Origin of the sequence: Halovenus marina, assembly GCF_051414115.1 — an archaeon.
GTDB lineage: Archaea > Halobacteriota > Halobacteria > Halobacteriales > Haloarculaceae > Halovenus > Halovenus marina.
Genome location: NZ_JBLKNZ010000001.1, coordinates 894,027 through 907,000, shown reverse-complemented (window position 1 = coordinate 907,000; position 12,974 = coordinate 894,027). Strand labels below are relative to the sequence as shown.

Below are 12,974 nucleotides of genomic sequence, written 5' to 3'. Positions count from 1 at the left end.
GCTGTCCGGGTTCGAAACCGATAGCAATCACGACGCGCTCCCCGAACGACAGGGTAGCTACTCCTCGCTTTCGTCGTCGGACTGGTCGTCGGCGCTCTCCTCGTCCTCGACGTCCTCGAAGTCGGCGTCGACGTACTCCTCGCCTGCGCCTTGGGCACCGCCTGCGCCAGCACCACCCATTCCGCCGGGACCTGCACCGCCCATCCCGCCCGGTCCAGCGCCGCCCATCCCGCCGGGGCCAGCGCCTGCCGCACCAGCGCCGCCCGCGCCGCCTTCGGCGGCCTGTTGCTGGTACATCTGCTTGCCGATCTCCTGCAGTTCGTCAGCGAGTTCCTCGGTCGCTTCTTCGAGGTCCTCCGTGGTCGCGTCCTCGTCCTCGACGACCGCCTCCAGATCCTCGATTGCCGCCTCGATATCCTCCTGAATCTCCGCGTCGAGTTCCTCCTCGTTTTCGTCGATGAGGGTCTCTGCACGCTGGATCGTCGACTCGGCCTCGTTGCGCGCCTCGATGCGCTCGCGACGCTTTTCGTCTTCCTCGGCGTGTTTCTCGGCTTCCTCCTGCATCTCCTCTATCTGGTCGTCGGAGAGACCGACGCCGCCCTCGATGGTGATGTCCTCCTTATTGCCCGAGCCTTTGTCCTCGGCCTCAACGTTCACGATGCCGTTCTCGTCGAGGGAGAACGTCACCTCGATCTGTGGCGTGCCTGCGGGCGCTGGCGGGATGCCCGAGAGCGCGAAGGCGCCGAGTAGCTCGTTTTCCTCGGCAATCTCGCGTTCGCCCTGGAAGACGCGGATCTGCACCTGCGTCTGATTGGCCTGCGCCGTGGTGAAGATCTTCGACTCCTCGGTCGGGATCGTCGTGTTTTTCTCGATGAGGCGCTCGAAGAGACCGCCCTTGACTTCGACGCCGAGTGACAGCGGCGTCACGTCGACCAGCACAATATCCTCGACGTCTCCGGAGAGGACACCGCCCTGAATGGCCGCGCCGAGCGCGACTGCCTCGTCGGGGTTGACGTTTTTCTTCGGCTCTTTGCCGGTCAGTTCCTCGACTTTCTCCTGAATCATCGGCATCCGCGTCGACCCGCCGACGAGGATGACCTCGTCGATGTCGGACTTGGTGAATCCGGCGTCTTCCAGTGCCTGCTCGGTCGGGTCGACGGTTCGTTCGACCAGATCCGAGGTGAGCGACTCGAACTTCGCTCGCGTGAGCGAGGCTTCCAGATCCTTCGGGCCGTCGTCGTCAGCAGCGATAAAGGGGAGGGTGATCGTCGTCTCCTTGCGGTTCGAGAGTTCGATCTTCGCCTCCTCGGCGGCCTCGTGGAGTCGCTGGAGCGCCTGTCGGTCCTCGCGCAGGTCGATCCCGTGTTCGTCCGCGAAGTCCTCGGCCAGCCAGTCGATGATGGCCTCGTCCCAGTCGTCGCCACCCAGGTCGTTGTCGCCGTTGGTCGCGACCACCTCGTAGACGCCGCCGCCGAGTTCGAGAATCGACACGTCGAAGGTGCCGCCCCCGAGGTCGTAGACGAGCACGGTCTGGTCGGACTCGTCGTCGAGACCGTAGGCCATCGAGGCCGCGGTCGGTTCGTTGATGATCCGCTCGACATCGAAGCCAGCAATCTCACCGGCGTCTTTCGTGGCCTGACGCTGTCGGTCGGAGAAATAGGCCGGAACCGTGATGACCGCCTTCTCGATGTCGTCGCCGAGATACTCCTCGGCGTCGCGTTTGATCTTCTGGAGGATCATCGCAGAGACCTGCTCGGGCGTGTACTCCTCACCTTCGAGTTCGACCGTGTAATCCTCCTCCCCCATGTGGCGCTTGATCGACTCGATAGTGTTCTCGGGGTTCTGGACGGCCTGATTTTTCGCAGGTTTGCCGACGATCTGTTCGCCGTCCGAGAACGCGACGACCGAGGCCGTCGTCCGGTCACCCTCGCTGTTGACGATGATCTCCGGGTCGCCACCTTCCATGACCGCAAACGCGCTGTTTGTCGTCCCCAGGTCGATACCAAGAATCTTGTTGCTCGTCATGTTGTTCATGCGTACCCGATTGTTCCGTTTAAAGGTTGCTAGACGACATAACTGGCTCGCGCGTTGCGGTTTTGCCGTCCGTCGAGTGGGTGCTTTCCGCGCCCGTCGGACGGTTTTCCATAGACTATGGACCGACAGTAAGTGACCGAGTAGCGGACCCGTGACTGCACTCCACACAGCAACCTATTTTGCCCACCGTCCGGTAGCACCGGGTAATGACAGAGAGTGTAAGCGAAGTCCGCCCACCCACGAGCAAAAGCGGGATGGGACTCATCGGCTGGCTCATGTTCCTCGGGATGGTCGTGCTCATCATTCCGCTGTTGCCGATTCTCCTTCTGATCAGACTCTACAACCTGATCGTCGGTGACGACCGGGAAGAAGAGTAGACGGAAGCCACCCCGGAGGTTTTTATCCGATCAGGCAGCCAGCGTGGCGTGATGAACGTCGGACTGTGCCAGCGTTGGCAGTCGTCAGGTCAGCGTGTCGTGGACGGTGACAGGCGTGGGTGAACGTGCCGTCGCGCTGTGCTGGCGACCTGACGGCGCCTACGAGCAGTATCGCTCACACTGGGGTGGACGGGAAGCGGTTCGCTCGGCAGTGCTTGCAGGGACGCCAGCGGAACGGCTCAGCGTGCTCGAAGCCCAGACCTGGCAAAGAGCGGGGCGGCAATCACTCGCTACAGTCCCGAACTCCCTCGATTATCTCGTCTGCGAGGTCGTCTATCTCTGCTCGCCGTGGACGGTCGGCGTGGCGCTTCCGCTGTGGTTCGGCCTGCCGAGCGCGCCAGGGACAGACGTCTCCGAGCAGGCGGCCAGCGCGACCTGTGGCGCGCTCGTCCGGGTGACCAGCCCCGACGAAGCGACTCGTCTGCTGCAGACGACGCGGACGCGCAAACTCGTCGCGAGCGATGCCGTCACAGCGGGGCTGATAACCGAGCAGACGGCGGTTCAGACGCTCGCGCGGTCGGTTGCGTCCAGAACGGTCGGGGTCGGACGCGCGCTCGCCGCAAAGTTTCGGAGGTGAGTGCAGGACAGTCGTAAACACTCGCAGTTCGCAACAGTGGTCCTTTTGTGTCCGTGCGCGCTACCGAATCACGTGACAGAGACGGGAGCGCTGACGCGACACCGACCCGACGCCGCGGACGCCTGCGAGATGGTCGAGGCTGGATTACAGCGGGAGTGGCTGGTCACACTCGTCGGCCGCTGTCGGGTGGTCTACGAGGGGCGTGCGTCCAGCACGCTCGGCCCCGGCGACCGCCTGGTCGTGTTGAAACCCGACGGCTCTGCGCTCGTTCACACTGACGAGGGTCAGAAGCCGGTCAACTGGCAACCGCCCGGATGTGACCACAGCGTCACTGTCAAGGACGGACTGGTCATCCAGAGCGAGCGAACGACCCCCGACGAGACGCTCCGGGTCACCTTCGAGCGCGTCACTCACTGCGGGGCCTTTCCGATGACCGACGAGAACGACCTCGCACTCTCTGGGACCGAGGAGGATCTGCGCGACCGGATTCTGGAGGAACCGTCGCTGCTCGAAACGGGCTTTCAGCCGCGAGCGACCGAGCGCGAGACGCCCGCCGGTGCGGTCGACATCTACGGCGAGGACGAGGCGGGAAACGCCGTCGTGGTCGAACTCAAGCGCCGCCGGGTCGGCCCGGACGCGGTCAGCCAACTCAACCGCTACGTCGACGCACTCGAACGCGACCTGCACGCAGAGCGCACAGTTCGGGGCATCCTCGTCGCACCCTCGGTGACTGACCGGGCCTCACAGTTGCTCGACGAACGCGGCCTCGAATTTGTCTCGCTCGCGCCGACGCCAGACACGTAGCGCAGTTTCGCTTGGTTCGAGTAGTTACGCCCCCGCGACCGCTTCGACACGTTCTGCAAATTCGACGACGACGGTTGCGATGGTTTCGAGTTCACCGCCGGACAGGCGAGTGAACGGAACGTCGTAGACGACGTCGGTCCCGGTGACGATGAGCGTTCCCGAAGTCTCGAGATCCATCAGTGCCGCCTGCACGTCCGGAGAGAGCAAGCGGGCGACGTTTCCCTCCCGACCGGAGATGACGAAGCGCTCGTCGAGCGATTCGTTCCCGGTCGTGAGTCCGCGGTCAGAGCCGTCGCTTTCGACGCGTTCGATTTCGACGGTGAACTCAGCGTCGACGTTCTCGACTGCCGTTCGGACCTGGAGGTGTGTGCCCGCGAGCACGCCAGGGATGGCTGTCGTCACCGTCACCGAGCGTCCGCGGTAGAGTTTCTCCAGGTCGGCGCGGCGCGTCCCGCGATGGTGCTCGAACGACGAGCGCTCGACCATCCGGTTCCAGTGTCGCCGGTCACGGAGGCCGAACGCAACCAGTCCGGCGACCCAGAGAACACTCCCAGCACCGACCCAGACCGGAAGCGACACGTCCGGGAGAAACGTGCTCAAAGGACCGACACCGAGCGCCACGGCGATGAGAACGAGCACCGTCCAGGCAGTCTGTAGCTGCTTCGTGCCGATGTAGCGTCGTCGGTCAGCCATCGCCGTCCTCCAGCCGGTTCTGTAGCTCCGAGAGCGTCGTCAGCGCCTCGACCGGCGTCATCGTCGCGATGTCGATATCGAGCAGGTGCTGACAGACCTGCGCGCGTCGGTCGGTGGGCGCTCTGTCGAGGTCTCCACCGTCCGTGCGATTCCGACCGACCGGAAGATCCGGACGCGTTTCCGCCTGCGGTTCGGCCCGGTTCGCTCGAACGTCAGTCACCGGTCGCTCGGCTTCGAGGAGGGTTCGCGCCCGGCCGACGACATCGCTCGTGACGCCAGCCATCTCGGCCACGTCGACGCCGTAGGAACCATCCGCGCCGCCCCGTCTGAGTTCGTGCTCGAAGACGATGTCGCCGTCTTCGTGGCCCGTCTCGAAGTGGAGATTCGTCGCCCGAGGGAGGTCAGCGGCGACGGCGGTCAGGTCGTGATGGTGGGTCGCAAACAGCGTCAGCGCACCGACCTCGTCGTGGAGGAACTCGGTGACTGCGCGGGCGATGGCGAATCCGTCGGTCGTGCTGGTGCCGCGGCCCACCTCGTCGAGCAGGACGAGCGAGCGCTCGGTGGCGTTGTCGAGGATGTCCGCGAGTTCGGTCATCTCGACCATGAACGTCGAGCGCCCGCCCGCGATGTCGTCGCTCGCGCCGACGCGAGTGAACACCCGGTCGAAGATTGGCAGGCGCGCGTCGCTGGCGGGGACGAAGCTTCCAGCCTGAGCGAGGACAGCGACCAGCGCGACCTGACGCATGTAGGTCGACTTTCCGCTCATGTTCGGGCCAGTGATGACCGCGAGATGGGACGACTCGTCGAGCGCCGTGTCGTTGGGGACAAACGACTCCTGGGTTCGCTCGACGACGGGGTGACGGCCATCCTCGATCCGGACGGTTCGGTCCGCCTCGAATGTGGGTCTGCAGTAGTCGTACTCGGCGGCGACGGTGCCGAAGGCGACGAGCGCGTCGAGTTCGGCAAGCGCGTCCGCGAGCGACTGGACGCGCTCGGATTCGGCCCCGACCGTCGACCGGACCGAGCAGAACAGTTCGTATTCGAGTTCGTCCGCGCGGCTCTCGGCCTGCAGAATCTCCTCCTCGCGGGCTTTCAGTTCCGGCGTGTAGTACCGCTCTGCGTTCTTGAGCGTCTGCCTGCGCTCGTAGTCGTCGGGGACGCTGTCGAGGTTCGGATCAGTCACCTCGATGTAGTAGCCGTGGACGGTGTTGTGTCCGACCTTCAGCGAGTCGATACCGGTCCGCTCTCGTTCGCTCTCTTCAAGACGGTCGACCCACGCCTTGCCCGACCGCTCGGTCTCACGAAGCACCGCCAGGTCATCGTCGTACTCCGGATTGATCACGCCGCCCTCGGTTATTTCGCGAGCGGGGTCTTCCTGTATCGCGTCGTCGATCAGCGAGCGGACCTCTTCGAGCGGGTCGAGTCGCTCGCGCAGATCCGCGAGTTTCTCACAGCCAGGGTCAGCGAGCAGGTCACGCACTTCGGGTACCACAGCGAGCGTCTCCGCCAGGGCGCGCAGGTCGCGGGCGTTCGCTCGGCCGCGAGCGATCCGAGAGATGAGGCGCTCGATGTCGTAAACCTCCGCCAAACAGTTCTGTAACTGCTCGCGCGTCCGAACCGAATCGCGCAACTGCTCGACTGCGTCGTGGCGAGCGCTGATCGCATCACGGTCGAGCAGCGGGCGGCGGAGCCACTCGTCGACGGTGCGTCGTCCGATCGCAGAGGCCGTCTCGTCGACGACGCCAGCGAGCGTCGCGTCCTCGCGGCCGTGGACCGTCCGGGGGTCGAACAGTTCCAGACTCTCCAGCGCGACCGCGTCCAGCAACATGTACTCCCGCGGGTCGTAGCGAGTGAGATGGTTCAGGTACGGAAGCGTTCCGTCCTCGCCACCGCGCGCGTACTCGGCATACGAGAGGACGGCCCCGCAGGCGCGTATCTCCGCATCACCAGCGAGCAGCGTCTCGGGCGACCCAAAGTACGACCGGAGCGTCTCGCCCGCTTCCTCTCGGTCGAACGCCGCCGGGTCGTAGGGGCTGACGGGGCAGTCCTCGGGAAAGAGACCGGTCGGCGCGTCGGGACCGACGATAGCCTCGGCGGGGTCGAACCGGCCGAGTTCGTCTGCGATCGTCTCGGCGTCGCCCGCGCTCGTCGCGTAGAACTCCCCCGTCGAGACGTCGAGGACGGCAAGCCCCAGTCGGTCGCGTCCGGCGACGGCGGCGACGAAGTTGTTCCGGTCGTCGTCGAGCAGTTCGGCCTCGGTCAGCGTCCCCGGCGTGACGATGCGGGTCACGGCTCGGTCGACGACGCCGCTCGTGGCCTCGGGTTCCTCGACCTGGTCCGCGACGGCGACCCGGTAGCCAGCATCGAGCAGGCGCTCGATGTACGATTCGGCGTTGTCGACTGGGACGCCAGCCATCGCGTACTGTCCGGTCGAGTCCTCGCGCTTCGTGAGCGTTATCTCACAGCGTCGCGCGACGGTTTCGGCGGCCTCACAGAATGCCTCGTAGAAGTCGCCGACCTGAAAGAGAACGAGTGCGTCGTCGTACTGCTCGCACAACTCGAAGTACTGGGCCATCATCGGCGTCAACTCCTCGCGTCGCTCGCGCATCTTGTCCGGTGGACCCAGCGCACTGTCCATAGATGTCACCCGGTCGTCCGGGTGCAAATAGTTTTCACATCCAGCCAGTTACGAGTGGCACGTTCGATTGCACCGGGGTCGGGGACACGGTGAAAACCATTAGGGGCACACTCGACGTACCCCCACGTAATGTACGACAGCATTCTCCTCCCGTTCGACGGCAGCGAGAGCGCAACGGCGGTCATCAATCACGCGTGTCAGATCGCAGACTGGGCCGACGCGACAATCGAGGTGCTCTTTGTCGCGGATACGACACGCGACAGCGTCACCGTCGTCGAGGGACGAACGGTCGACGCGCTCGTCCAGCACGGCGAGCGGGTGCTCGAAGAGGCGACAGACACGCTCGACACGCTCGGTGCCGCGTACACGACGAACGTCGTTCAGGGTAATCCAGCGCCGACGATTGCCGACTACGCCGAGGAGTACGATCACGACCTGGTCGTGCTATCCTCCCGCGGTCGAGAGGGGGTTACCCGGGTGCTGGGCGGAAGCGTTTCCGAGAAAGTCGTCCGACTCTCCTCCGTGCCGGTTCTCACGGCGCGGATGAAACCCGACGAACAGTTGGCCTTTCCCTACGAGCACATCTTGATCCCAACTGACGGGAGCGCCGCGGCGACATACGCAGCCGACCACGTACTGTCGCTTGCGGCCGCCCTCGGTGCGACCGTACACGTGCTCTCCGTCGTCGAGGACTCGCTGCTCGGGTTGGGTGAGGAAGCGAGCGAGGAGGAAGGCAGCCAGGCAGCGACCGAGGCAGTCGAGGACATCGTCGAGCGGGCAGCAACACACGGGGTCGACGAGACGGTCGAACACGTCACACGAGGGACGCCCGCCGAGGCGATCCTCGACTGCATCGAGGACAACGACATCGACGCCGTCGGGATGGGGACGACGGGACGGCGCGGAACCGAGCGGATCCTCCTCGGAAGCGTCGCAGAGGAAACCGTCCGCTCGGCCCCCGTTCCGGTCATCACCGTCACGAACCCGGAGGAGTGACCCCGCGCTTGCCGAACACAGCGACCAACAAGGGTGGGAACGCTTTTGCGTCGTGGCCGACAGCACCCACTTATGACCGAGGATCGGACGAACACAGAGGATGCGGTGCGAGCGCAGAAGCGCCGCGCGGCCGAAAGCGCCGTCGAGGCCGTCAGCGACGGGATGGTCGTCGGACTGGGGTCGGGGAGTACCGCGGCCCACGCGATTCGCGAACTGGGCCAGCGCGTCGACAGCGGCCTCGACATCGAAGGGATCCCGACCTCGTATCAGGCGCGCGAACTCGCCGCGGAGCACAGCATTCCGTTGACGACGCTCGACGAGGCCACGCCCGATATCGCCATCGATGGAGCGGATCAGGTGTCAGGGGCGGCGCTCGTCAAGGGCGGCGGCGCGGCCCACGCACGCGAGAAGCTCGTCGACGGCGCGGCGGACCGCCTGCTCGTCGTGGTCGACCAGCGCAAGGAATCCGCGGAACTCGACCACCCCGTCCCAGTCGAGGTGTTGCCCGACGCCAGGCGGCCGGTCACCCGGAGCCTCCGTGAACTCGGCGGCGACCCAGTGCTTCGCGACGCCGAGCGAAAGAGCGGCCCAGTCGTGACCGACAACGGCAATCTCGTCGTCGACTGCGACTTCGGAGTCGTCGAGACACCTGCGGATCTGGGGGCGACAATCGACGCGCTTCCGGGCGTACTCGCACACGGCCTGTTCGTCGAGATGGCCGACGAGATACACGTCGGAGCCGCAGACGGCGTCCGCGTCCGTGAGTGTTGAGAGATCCGCAACAGCTACCGCGAGTGAGAGACGAGCGGCTATCGGAGTATGAGTAACGGAAAAAGACCGCAGTAAGACCGGCTTACAGGTCGCGCGGCTGGACGGTCTTCCGGTCGTTCGCTTCGGCCCGTCGGGCCGCGTCTTCGAGCAACTCTTCGACTTCGTCGTCGAGGGCGGCGTAGAAGTCGGACGCAACGTTCATATCATCGAGCTCTTCCTTCACAGCGGCTTTGACGATTAGGTCTGCCATACAGCCGTTGGTTTTTCGAGGGGAAGTTATAAGCTTTCCCGTTTTGACCCGTGTCGCGGGCGTTCTCGGTAGTTTGAGGGTGGTAAGTGACGATTCGAGGGACGTTCGCAGTGGTCTGAGTGCTGCGCAGGCAGGATTCAAGCACGAGACCGACAGGTAGGAGTGTCGCGGCGGCGTCGTTCAGCCCATGCGCGACATCCTCGAGGCAGTCGCGAACGGCGATCTGAGTCCGGAGGAAGCCGAGACGCGACTCCGTGGCTACGCCACGACCGACGCCGGGCGATTCGATGCAACCAGAGAGCAACGCAGCGGCGTCCCTGAGGCGGTGCTCGGAACCGGCAAAACGACGGCCGAACTGGTAGACCTGGCGGCGACGAGCATGCAGACGACCGGACGCGCCATCCTCACGCGACTCGACGACGAGCAGCGCGCCGCTGTCCGCGAGCATCTCACAGAGCAGTTTTCCGACGCGAACATCGAGGACCACGGCCGGTCGCAGGTGCTCGTGGCACGGACAGCGGCGTTCGAGATGCCGGATCTTGCTGCGACGGTCGGCGTCGTCACAGGTGGCACCTCGGATGCTATCCCCGCAGGCGAAGCGAGCGTCATCGCTCAGGAGATGGGTGTCGATATCGAGACGTTCGAAGACGTCGGCGTAGCCTCGCTGTCACGCGTCACGGACCAACTCGATTCGCTCCGTGAGATGGACGTGCTGATCGTCGCGGCCGGACGAGAAGGCGCGCTCCCGACAGTCGTCGCTGGACTCGTCGACGTGCCGGTGATCGGTCTGCCAGTCTCGACCGGATACGGTCATGGCGGAGCGGGCGAGGCCGCACTGCTGGGGATGCTGCAGTCCTGCACCGCGATCTCCGTGGTGAACGTCGACGCTGGCTTCACCGCTGGCGCGCAGGCGGGGCTAATCGCCAGACGGATAGCTGCTTCGCGCAGTCCGTAGCCGACCATCGCGGGTGCCGGTCATCGATACCAACGCTGTTAGGTAGTGGCTCTATTGGGATGGGGTGCCGATGATCATATGTCGGCACCACACTGCCGGCCGAATTACGATGCCAAGCTGTAACCACTGCGGCGCGCACGTGTCGGATCGGTTCGCCCGCGTCTTCGGGGACGACCACGGCCGCGTTCGGGCTTGCCCGAGCTGCTCGGCCAACGCGGGAATCGCAGAAGTCACAAAGGAGCGCGCCCACGGGGATTAGCACGGACTCCGCGGACCCCACTCTGGCTGGATCACGACACCCCGTTCTCGGGGGGATGGGGTGCGGAACGGAGACAGTCTCAACTGTACCTAACGGTCGCCGTTCCACCACTATCGAACCGGGTCAGCGACCGCGCCAGCGAGCGACGAATCGAGAGGAATCGAACGTGCCGGTGACCTCGAACCCACACTGTGTCCAGAACGGACGGCGGTCGGCGTCGAACGAGACGGAAAGCTGGCATCGCCGGTTCTTCGCGGCCGCAACAAGCGCAGACCCGATCCCCTGACCGCGTCTGCGACGTCTGACAGCTACTGCGGCGATTCGTCGCCCGTCGAGCACAAGCGCGCCGACAATCCGTGTCCCGTCGACCGCAACCAGTACGTCTCCCGCGTCGATCGTCGCTGGCAGGTTCTCGACGCCGACCTGGAGCATCGCCCCATCGATGACGTTCCGAACGTCGGGGTGTTCGTCGGCACGCGCCTCTCGAACCTCGACGTCGCTGCACGCGACCATTCCGTGTCAGCCGCCCGGCGTGGCGGGGACGACACGAACCTGGTCCACGTCGTCGGGCATCTCGGCATCGAGGGCGGCCGGAAGCCCGTCGACAAGAACGATGATCTCCTGTTCGCTCACGTCGAATGGGTCGAGCAAGTCCCCGAACGTCGCCCCGTCGTCAGTTTCGACCTCCTCGATCCCCTCGTTGACGACCTCGACAGTGACGCTCATGGTCGAACGTGTCGGGCCGGAGGCTTGAGAATGTCGCTTTTCCGTCGCATGCTCGCAGCGATGGGAACTGTTTATCAGCCACGGCTGCCTTCCAGTACCTATGAGCGAGGCCGACACCGCTGGCGGGCGCGAGGAGATCTGGCTCGAAAAGTATCGCCCGCAGACGCTCGACGAAGTGCTCGGACAGGAGACGATCACCGAGCGGCTGCAAAGCTACGTCGAGCGCAACGACCTGCCGCACATGCTGTTTTCCGGACCCGCAGGCATCGGCAAGACCACGAGTGCGGTCGCCATCGCACGCGAACTCTACGGCGAGGGCTGGGAGGAACATTTCCTCGAACTCAACGCCTCGGACGAGCGCGGCATCGATGTGGTTCGCGACCGGATCAAAAGCTTCGCGCGGACTTCATTTGGCGGCGTCGACCATCGAATAATATTCCTCGACGAGGCTGACGCGCTCACGTCAGACGCCCAGTCAGCGCTTCGCCGGACGATGGAGCAGTTCTCGAACAACGTTCGCTTCATCCTCTCGTGTAACTACTCCTCGCAGATCATCGACCCGATCCAGTCACGCTGTGCGGTCTTTCGGTTCTCGCCGCTCCCGGACGAGGCCATCTCGGCACAGGTCAGAAAAATCGCAGCGGCAGAAGGAATCGAGGTGACCGACGACGGCGTCGAGGCGCTCGTCTACGTCGCGAGCGGGGACATGCGCGCGGCGATAAACGGCCTCCAGGCCGCGGCCGTCACCGGCGATATCGTCGACGAGGAGGCCGTCTTCGAGATAACGAGCACCGCCCGCCCGGAAGAGATCAAGGAGATGGTCATGGGAGCGCTCGATGGCGATTTCACCGCCGCGCGCTCGCAACTCGACCGACTCCTGACCGACGAAGGGATCGCTGGCGGCGACATCATCGACCAGCTTCACCGCTCAGTCTGGGAGTACGACCTGGAGGACGAGGCGGCCGTGCGCGTCCTCGACCGGATCGGTGAGGCGGACTACCGCATCACCGAGGGGGCAAACGAGCGGATTCAGCTCGAAGCCCTGCTCGCGTCGCTCGCGCTGGACGAGACCGGTGGGTGACATCCACCGACTCTGACGAACACGGCGTTCGCCTCGAATGATCCGTAAACAGTCTGTACCAGAGGATGAACAGGCACAAACCCCCGTGTGTTAGTGCGGGGAGGACTCAACGGTGTTGGTCGATCCACTCGCAAAACGTCTCGAAATCGTCTGCACCTGCATCCTTGGCGATATCGTGGAGGGTCCCGATACTGATCGAATCGTGAGCCGGGACGGTCACAATATGGGTGTCTGTCTGCTCGTGACTTTCTGGTGGATTCCACCGTAAAATGAGATGGTCACCGGTAGTCCGGACGTGCTGAAAGCCGCCGACGTTGACCAGCACGTTGTACACATCTTCACCGGAGAAATCCTTCGTCACCATCACTACCCCAGAATATCGGGAAGATCGTCGTCCTGTGACCGGGCAACCGCAGGATCAACGCCAAGATCACGAATTTCGTCGTCAGTTGGTGTCCGACCGCCCTCACCGTTCACTGCCTCGACAACAGCGTCGAGATTGTCGAGTGCGACATCCCGACTCGCTCCTTGTGCAGTGACGCCGAGACGAAGATCACGAGCCGTCCACTGCCCATCCGGATTCTTCAGCAAGCGAATTTCTCGCTCCGGAGTATCTGCCTCCCCCGGATCGGATCGGGCCATACTCATCAGTAGCGCGTCAAGATACAAAATGCTTCGGAGGAACCCGCGTGAGCAGTTCGTCGGGACAGCAACGGCATCACACAGTTCGTCGGTACAGCCGACGGCATCAGA

At 64.4% G+C, this 12,974-nt stretch carries 16 protein-coding genes; 8 read left to right on the top strand and 8 right to left on the bottom strand.

Going from position 1 to position 12,974, the window contains the following annotated elements; genetic code table 11:
- Positions 1 to 57 precede the first annotated feature (57 nt).
- Positions 58 to 2,025, bottom strand: coding sequence for a molecular chaperone DnaK (dnaK, locus tag ACMGFL_RS04590; RefSeq protein ID WP_436934359.1), 1,968 nt, complete (start codon positions 2,023 to 2,025; stop codon positions 58 to 60).
- Between the two features lie 215 nt (positions 2,026 to 2,240).
- Here dnaK and ACMGFL_RS04585 point away from each other — a divergent pair, with 215 nt between their 5' ends.
- The 3 genes from ACMGFL_RS04585 (at position 2,241) to nucS (ending at position 3,852) form a co-directional block, all read left to right on the top strand.
- Positions 2,241 to 2,411, top strand: coding sequence for a DUF7535 family protein (locus tag ACMGFL_RS04585; protein ID WP_436934358.1), 171 nt, complete (start codon positions 2,241 to 2,243; stop codon positions 2,409 to 2,411).
- Between the two features lie 115 nt (positions 2,412 to 2,526).
- Positions 2,527 to 3,048, top strand: coding sequence for a hypothetical protein (locus ACMGFL_RS04580; RefSeq protein ID WP_436934357.1), 522 nt, complete (start codon positions 2,527 to 2,529; stop codon positions 3,046 to 3,048).
- Positions 3,049 to 3,120: 72 nt separating this feature from the next.
- On the top strand, positions 3,121 to 3,852 hold the full coding sequence (gene nucS / locus ACMGFL_RS04575) for an endonuclease NucS (RefSeq protein ID WP_436934356.1): 732 nt from the start codon (positions 3,121 to 3,123) through the stop codon (positions 3,850 to 3,852).
- A 24-nt stretch (positions 3,853 to 3,876) separates the two neighbouring features.
- On the opposite strand, the gene ACMGFL_RS04570 is transcribed toward nucS, so the two are convergent.
- Together ACMGFL_RS04570 and mutS are read right to left on the bottom strand one after the other, a co-directional pair.
- Positions 3,877 to 4,545 (bottom strand): hypothetical protein, encoded by a 669-nt coding sequence (locus ACMGFL_RS04570; RefSeq protein WP_436934355.1) that lies wholly within the window; start codon positions 4,543 to 4,545, stop codon positions 3,877 to 3,879.
- Positions 4,538 to 7,183, bottom strand: coding sequence for a DNA mismatch repair protein MutS (gene mutS / locus ACMGFL_RS04565; RefSeq protein ID WP_436934354.1), 2,646 nt, complete (start codon positions 7,181 to 7,183; stop codon positions 4,538 to 4,540). The genes ACMGFL_RS04570 and mutS overlap by 8 nt, the downstream gene beginning before the upstream one ends.
- A gap of 129 nt (positions 7,184 to 7,312) precedes the next feature.
- Here mutS and ACMGFL_RS04560 point away from each other — a divergent pair, with 129 nt between their 5' ends.
- Positions 7,313 to 8,179 (top strand): universal stress protein, encoded by an 867-nt coding sequence (locus ACMGFL_RS04560; protein ID WP_436934353.1) that lies wholly within the window; start codon positions 7,313 to 7,315, stop codon positions 8,177 to 8,179.
- A gap of 72 nt (positions 8,180 to 8,251) precedes the next feature.
- Positions 8,252 to 8,950: a ribose-5-phosphate isomerase RpiA gene (gene rpiA / locus ACMGFL_RS04555; RefSeq protein ID WP_436934352.1), complete on the top strand. Its 699-nt coding sequence runs from the start codon at positions 8,252 to 8,254 to the stop codon at positions 8,948 to 8,950.
- Between the two features lie 82 nt (positions 8,951 to 9,032).
- Here rpiA and ACMGFL_RS04550 read toward each other — a convergent pair whose 3' ends face one another.
- Positions 9,033 to 9,200, bottom strand: a complete 168-nt coding sequence (locus tag ACMGFL_RS04550; RefSeq protein WP_436934351.1) for a DUF1931 domain-containing protein — start codon at positions 9,198 to 9,200, stop codon at positions 9,033 to 9,035.
- A 187-nt stretch (positions 9,201 to 9,387) separates the two neighbouring features.
- On the opposite strand from ACMGFL_RS04550, the gene larB reads away from it, so the two are divergent.
- Together larB and ACMGFL_RS04540 are read left to right on the top strand one after the other, a co-directional pair.
- Positions 9,388 to 10,155, top strand: a complete 768-nt coding sequence (larB, locus tag ACMGFL_RS04545) for a nickel pincer cofactor biosynthesis protein LarB (RefSeq protein WP_436934350.1) — start codon at positions 9,388 to 9,390, stop codon at positions 10,153 to 10,155.
- Positions 10,156 to 10,264: 109 nt separating this feature from the next.
- The gene (locus ACMGFL_RS04540) at positions 10,265 to 10,414 is read left to right on the top strand and encodes a DUF7563 family protein (protein WP_436934349.1); all 150 of its coding nucleotides are present in this window, start codon (positions 10,265 to 10,267) and stop codon (positions 10,412 to 10,414) included.
- Between the two features lie 123 nt (positions 10,415 to 10,537).
- On the opposite strand, the gene ACMGFL_RS04535 is transcribed toward ACMGFL_RS04540, so the two are convergent.
- The gene (locus tag ACMGFL_RS04535) at positions 10,538 to 10,927 is read right to left on the bottom strand and encodes a GNAT family N-acetyltransferase (RefSeq protein WP_436934348.1); all 390 of its coding nucleotides are present in this window, start codon (positions 10,925 to 10,927) and stop codon (positions 10,538 to 10,540) included.
- Positions 10,928 to 10,933: 6 nt separating this feature from the next.
- Positions 10,934 to 11,140 carry a ubiquitin-like small modifier protein SAMP2 gene (locus ACMGFL_RS04530; protein ID WP_436934347.1) on the bottom strand — a complete coding sequence of 69 codons (207 nt, stop codon included), beginning with the start codon at positions 11,138 to 11,140 and terminating at the stop codon, positions 10,934 to 10,936.
- Between the two features lie 100 nt (positions 11,141 to 11,240).
- Between ACMGFL_RS04530 and ACMGFL_RS04525 the strand changes: the two genes are divergently transcribed.
- Positions 11,241 to 12,221 (top strand): replication factor C small subunit, encoded by a 981-nt coding sequence (locus ACMGFL_RS04525; RefSeq protein ID WP_436934346.1) that lies wholly within the window; start codon positions 11,241 to 11,243, stop codon positions 12,219 to 12,221.
- 106 nt (positions 12,222 to 12,327) lie between these two features.
- Here the strand turns inward: ACMGFL_RS04525 and ACMGFL_RS04520 are convergent, their stop codons facing one another.
- Complete coding sequence (locus tag ACMGFL_RS04520; protein ID WP_436934345.1) at positions 12,328 to 12,585, bottom strand: type II toxin-antitoxin system HicA family toxin; 258 nt, start codon at positions 12,583 to 12,585, stop codon at positions 12,328 to 12,330.
- 2 nt (positions 12,586 to 12,587) lie between these two features.
- Positions 12,588 to 12,863, bottom strand: coding sequence for a type II toxin-antitoxin system HicB family antitoxin (locus tag ACMGFL_RS04515; RefSeq protein ID WP_436934344.1), 276 nt, complete (start codon positions 12,861 to 12,863; stop codon positions 12,588 to 12,590).
- Positions 12,864 to 12,974 lie beyond the last annotated feature (111 nt).

Coding starts and splice junctions, on each gene's coding strand:
- ACMGFL_RS04520 (WP_436934345.1), bottom strand. CDS start 12,585: ATGGTGACGAAGGATTTCTCCGGTGAAGATGTGTACAACGTGCTGGTC.
- ACMGFL_RS04535 (WP_436934348.1), bottom strand. CDS start 10,927: ATGGTCGCGTGCAGCGACGTCGAGGTTCGAGAGGCGCGTGCCGACGAA.
- dnaK (WP_436934359.1), bottom strand. CDS start 2,025: ATGACGAGCAACAAGATTCTTGGTATCGACCTGGGGACGACAAACAGC.
- ACMGFL_RS04550 (WP_436934351.1), bottom strand. CDS start 9,200: ATGGCAGACCTAATCGTCAAAGCCGCTGTGAAGGAAGAGCTCGATGAT.
- rpiA (WP_436934352.1), top strand. CDS start 8,252: ATGACCGAGGATCGGACGAACACAGAGGATGCGGTGCGAGCGCAGAAG.
- ACMGFL_RS04515 (WP_436934344.1), bottom strand. CDS start 12,863: ATGGCCCGATCCGATCCGGGGGAGGCAGATACTCCGGAGCGAGAAATT.
- ACMGFL_RS04585 (WP_436934358.1), top strand. CDS start 2,241: ATGACAGAGAGTGTAAGCGAAGTCCGCCCACCCACGAGCAAAAGCGGG.
- larB (WP_436934350.1), top strand. CDS start 9,388: ATGCGCGACATCCTCGAGGCAGTCGCGAACGGCGATCTGAGTCCGGAG.
- ACMGFL_RS04525 (WP_436934346.1), top strand. CDS start 11,241: ATGAGCGAGGCCGACACCGCTGGCGGGCGCGAGGAGATCTGGCTCGAA.
- ACMGFL_RS04540 (WP_436934349.1), top strand. CDS start 10,265: ATGCCAAGCTGTAACCACTGCGGCGCGCACGTGTCGGATCGGTTCGCC.
- ACMGFL_RS04570 (WP_436934355.1), bottom strand. CDS start 4,545: ATGGCTGACCGACGACGCTACATCGGCACGAAGCAGCTACAGACTGCC.
- mutS (WP_436934354.1), bottom strand. CDS start 7,183: ATGGACAGTGCGCTGGGTCCACCGGACAAGATGCGCGAGCGACGCGAG.
- ACMGFL_RS04560 (WP_436934353.1), top strand. CDS start 7,313: ATGTACGACAGCATTCTCCTCCCGTTCGACGGCAGCGAGAGCGCAACG.
- ACMGFL_RS04530 (WP_436934347.1), bottom strand. CDS start 11,140: ATGAGCGTCACTGTCGAGGTCGTCAACGAGGGGATCGAGGAGGTCGAA.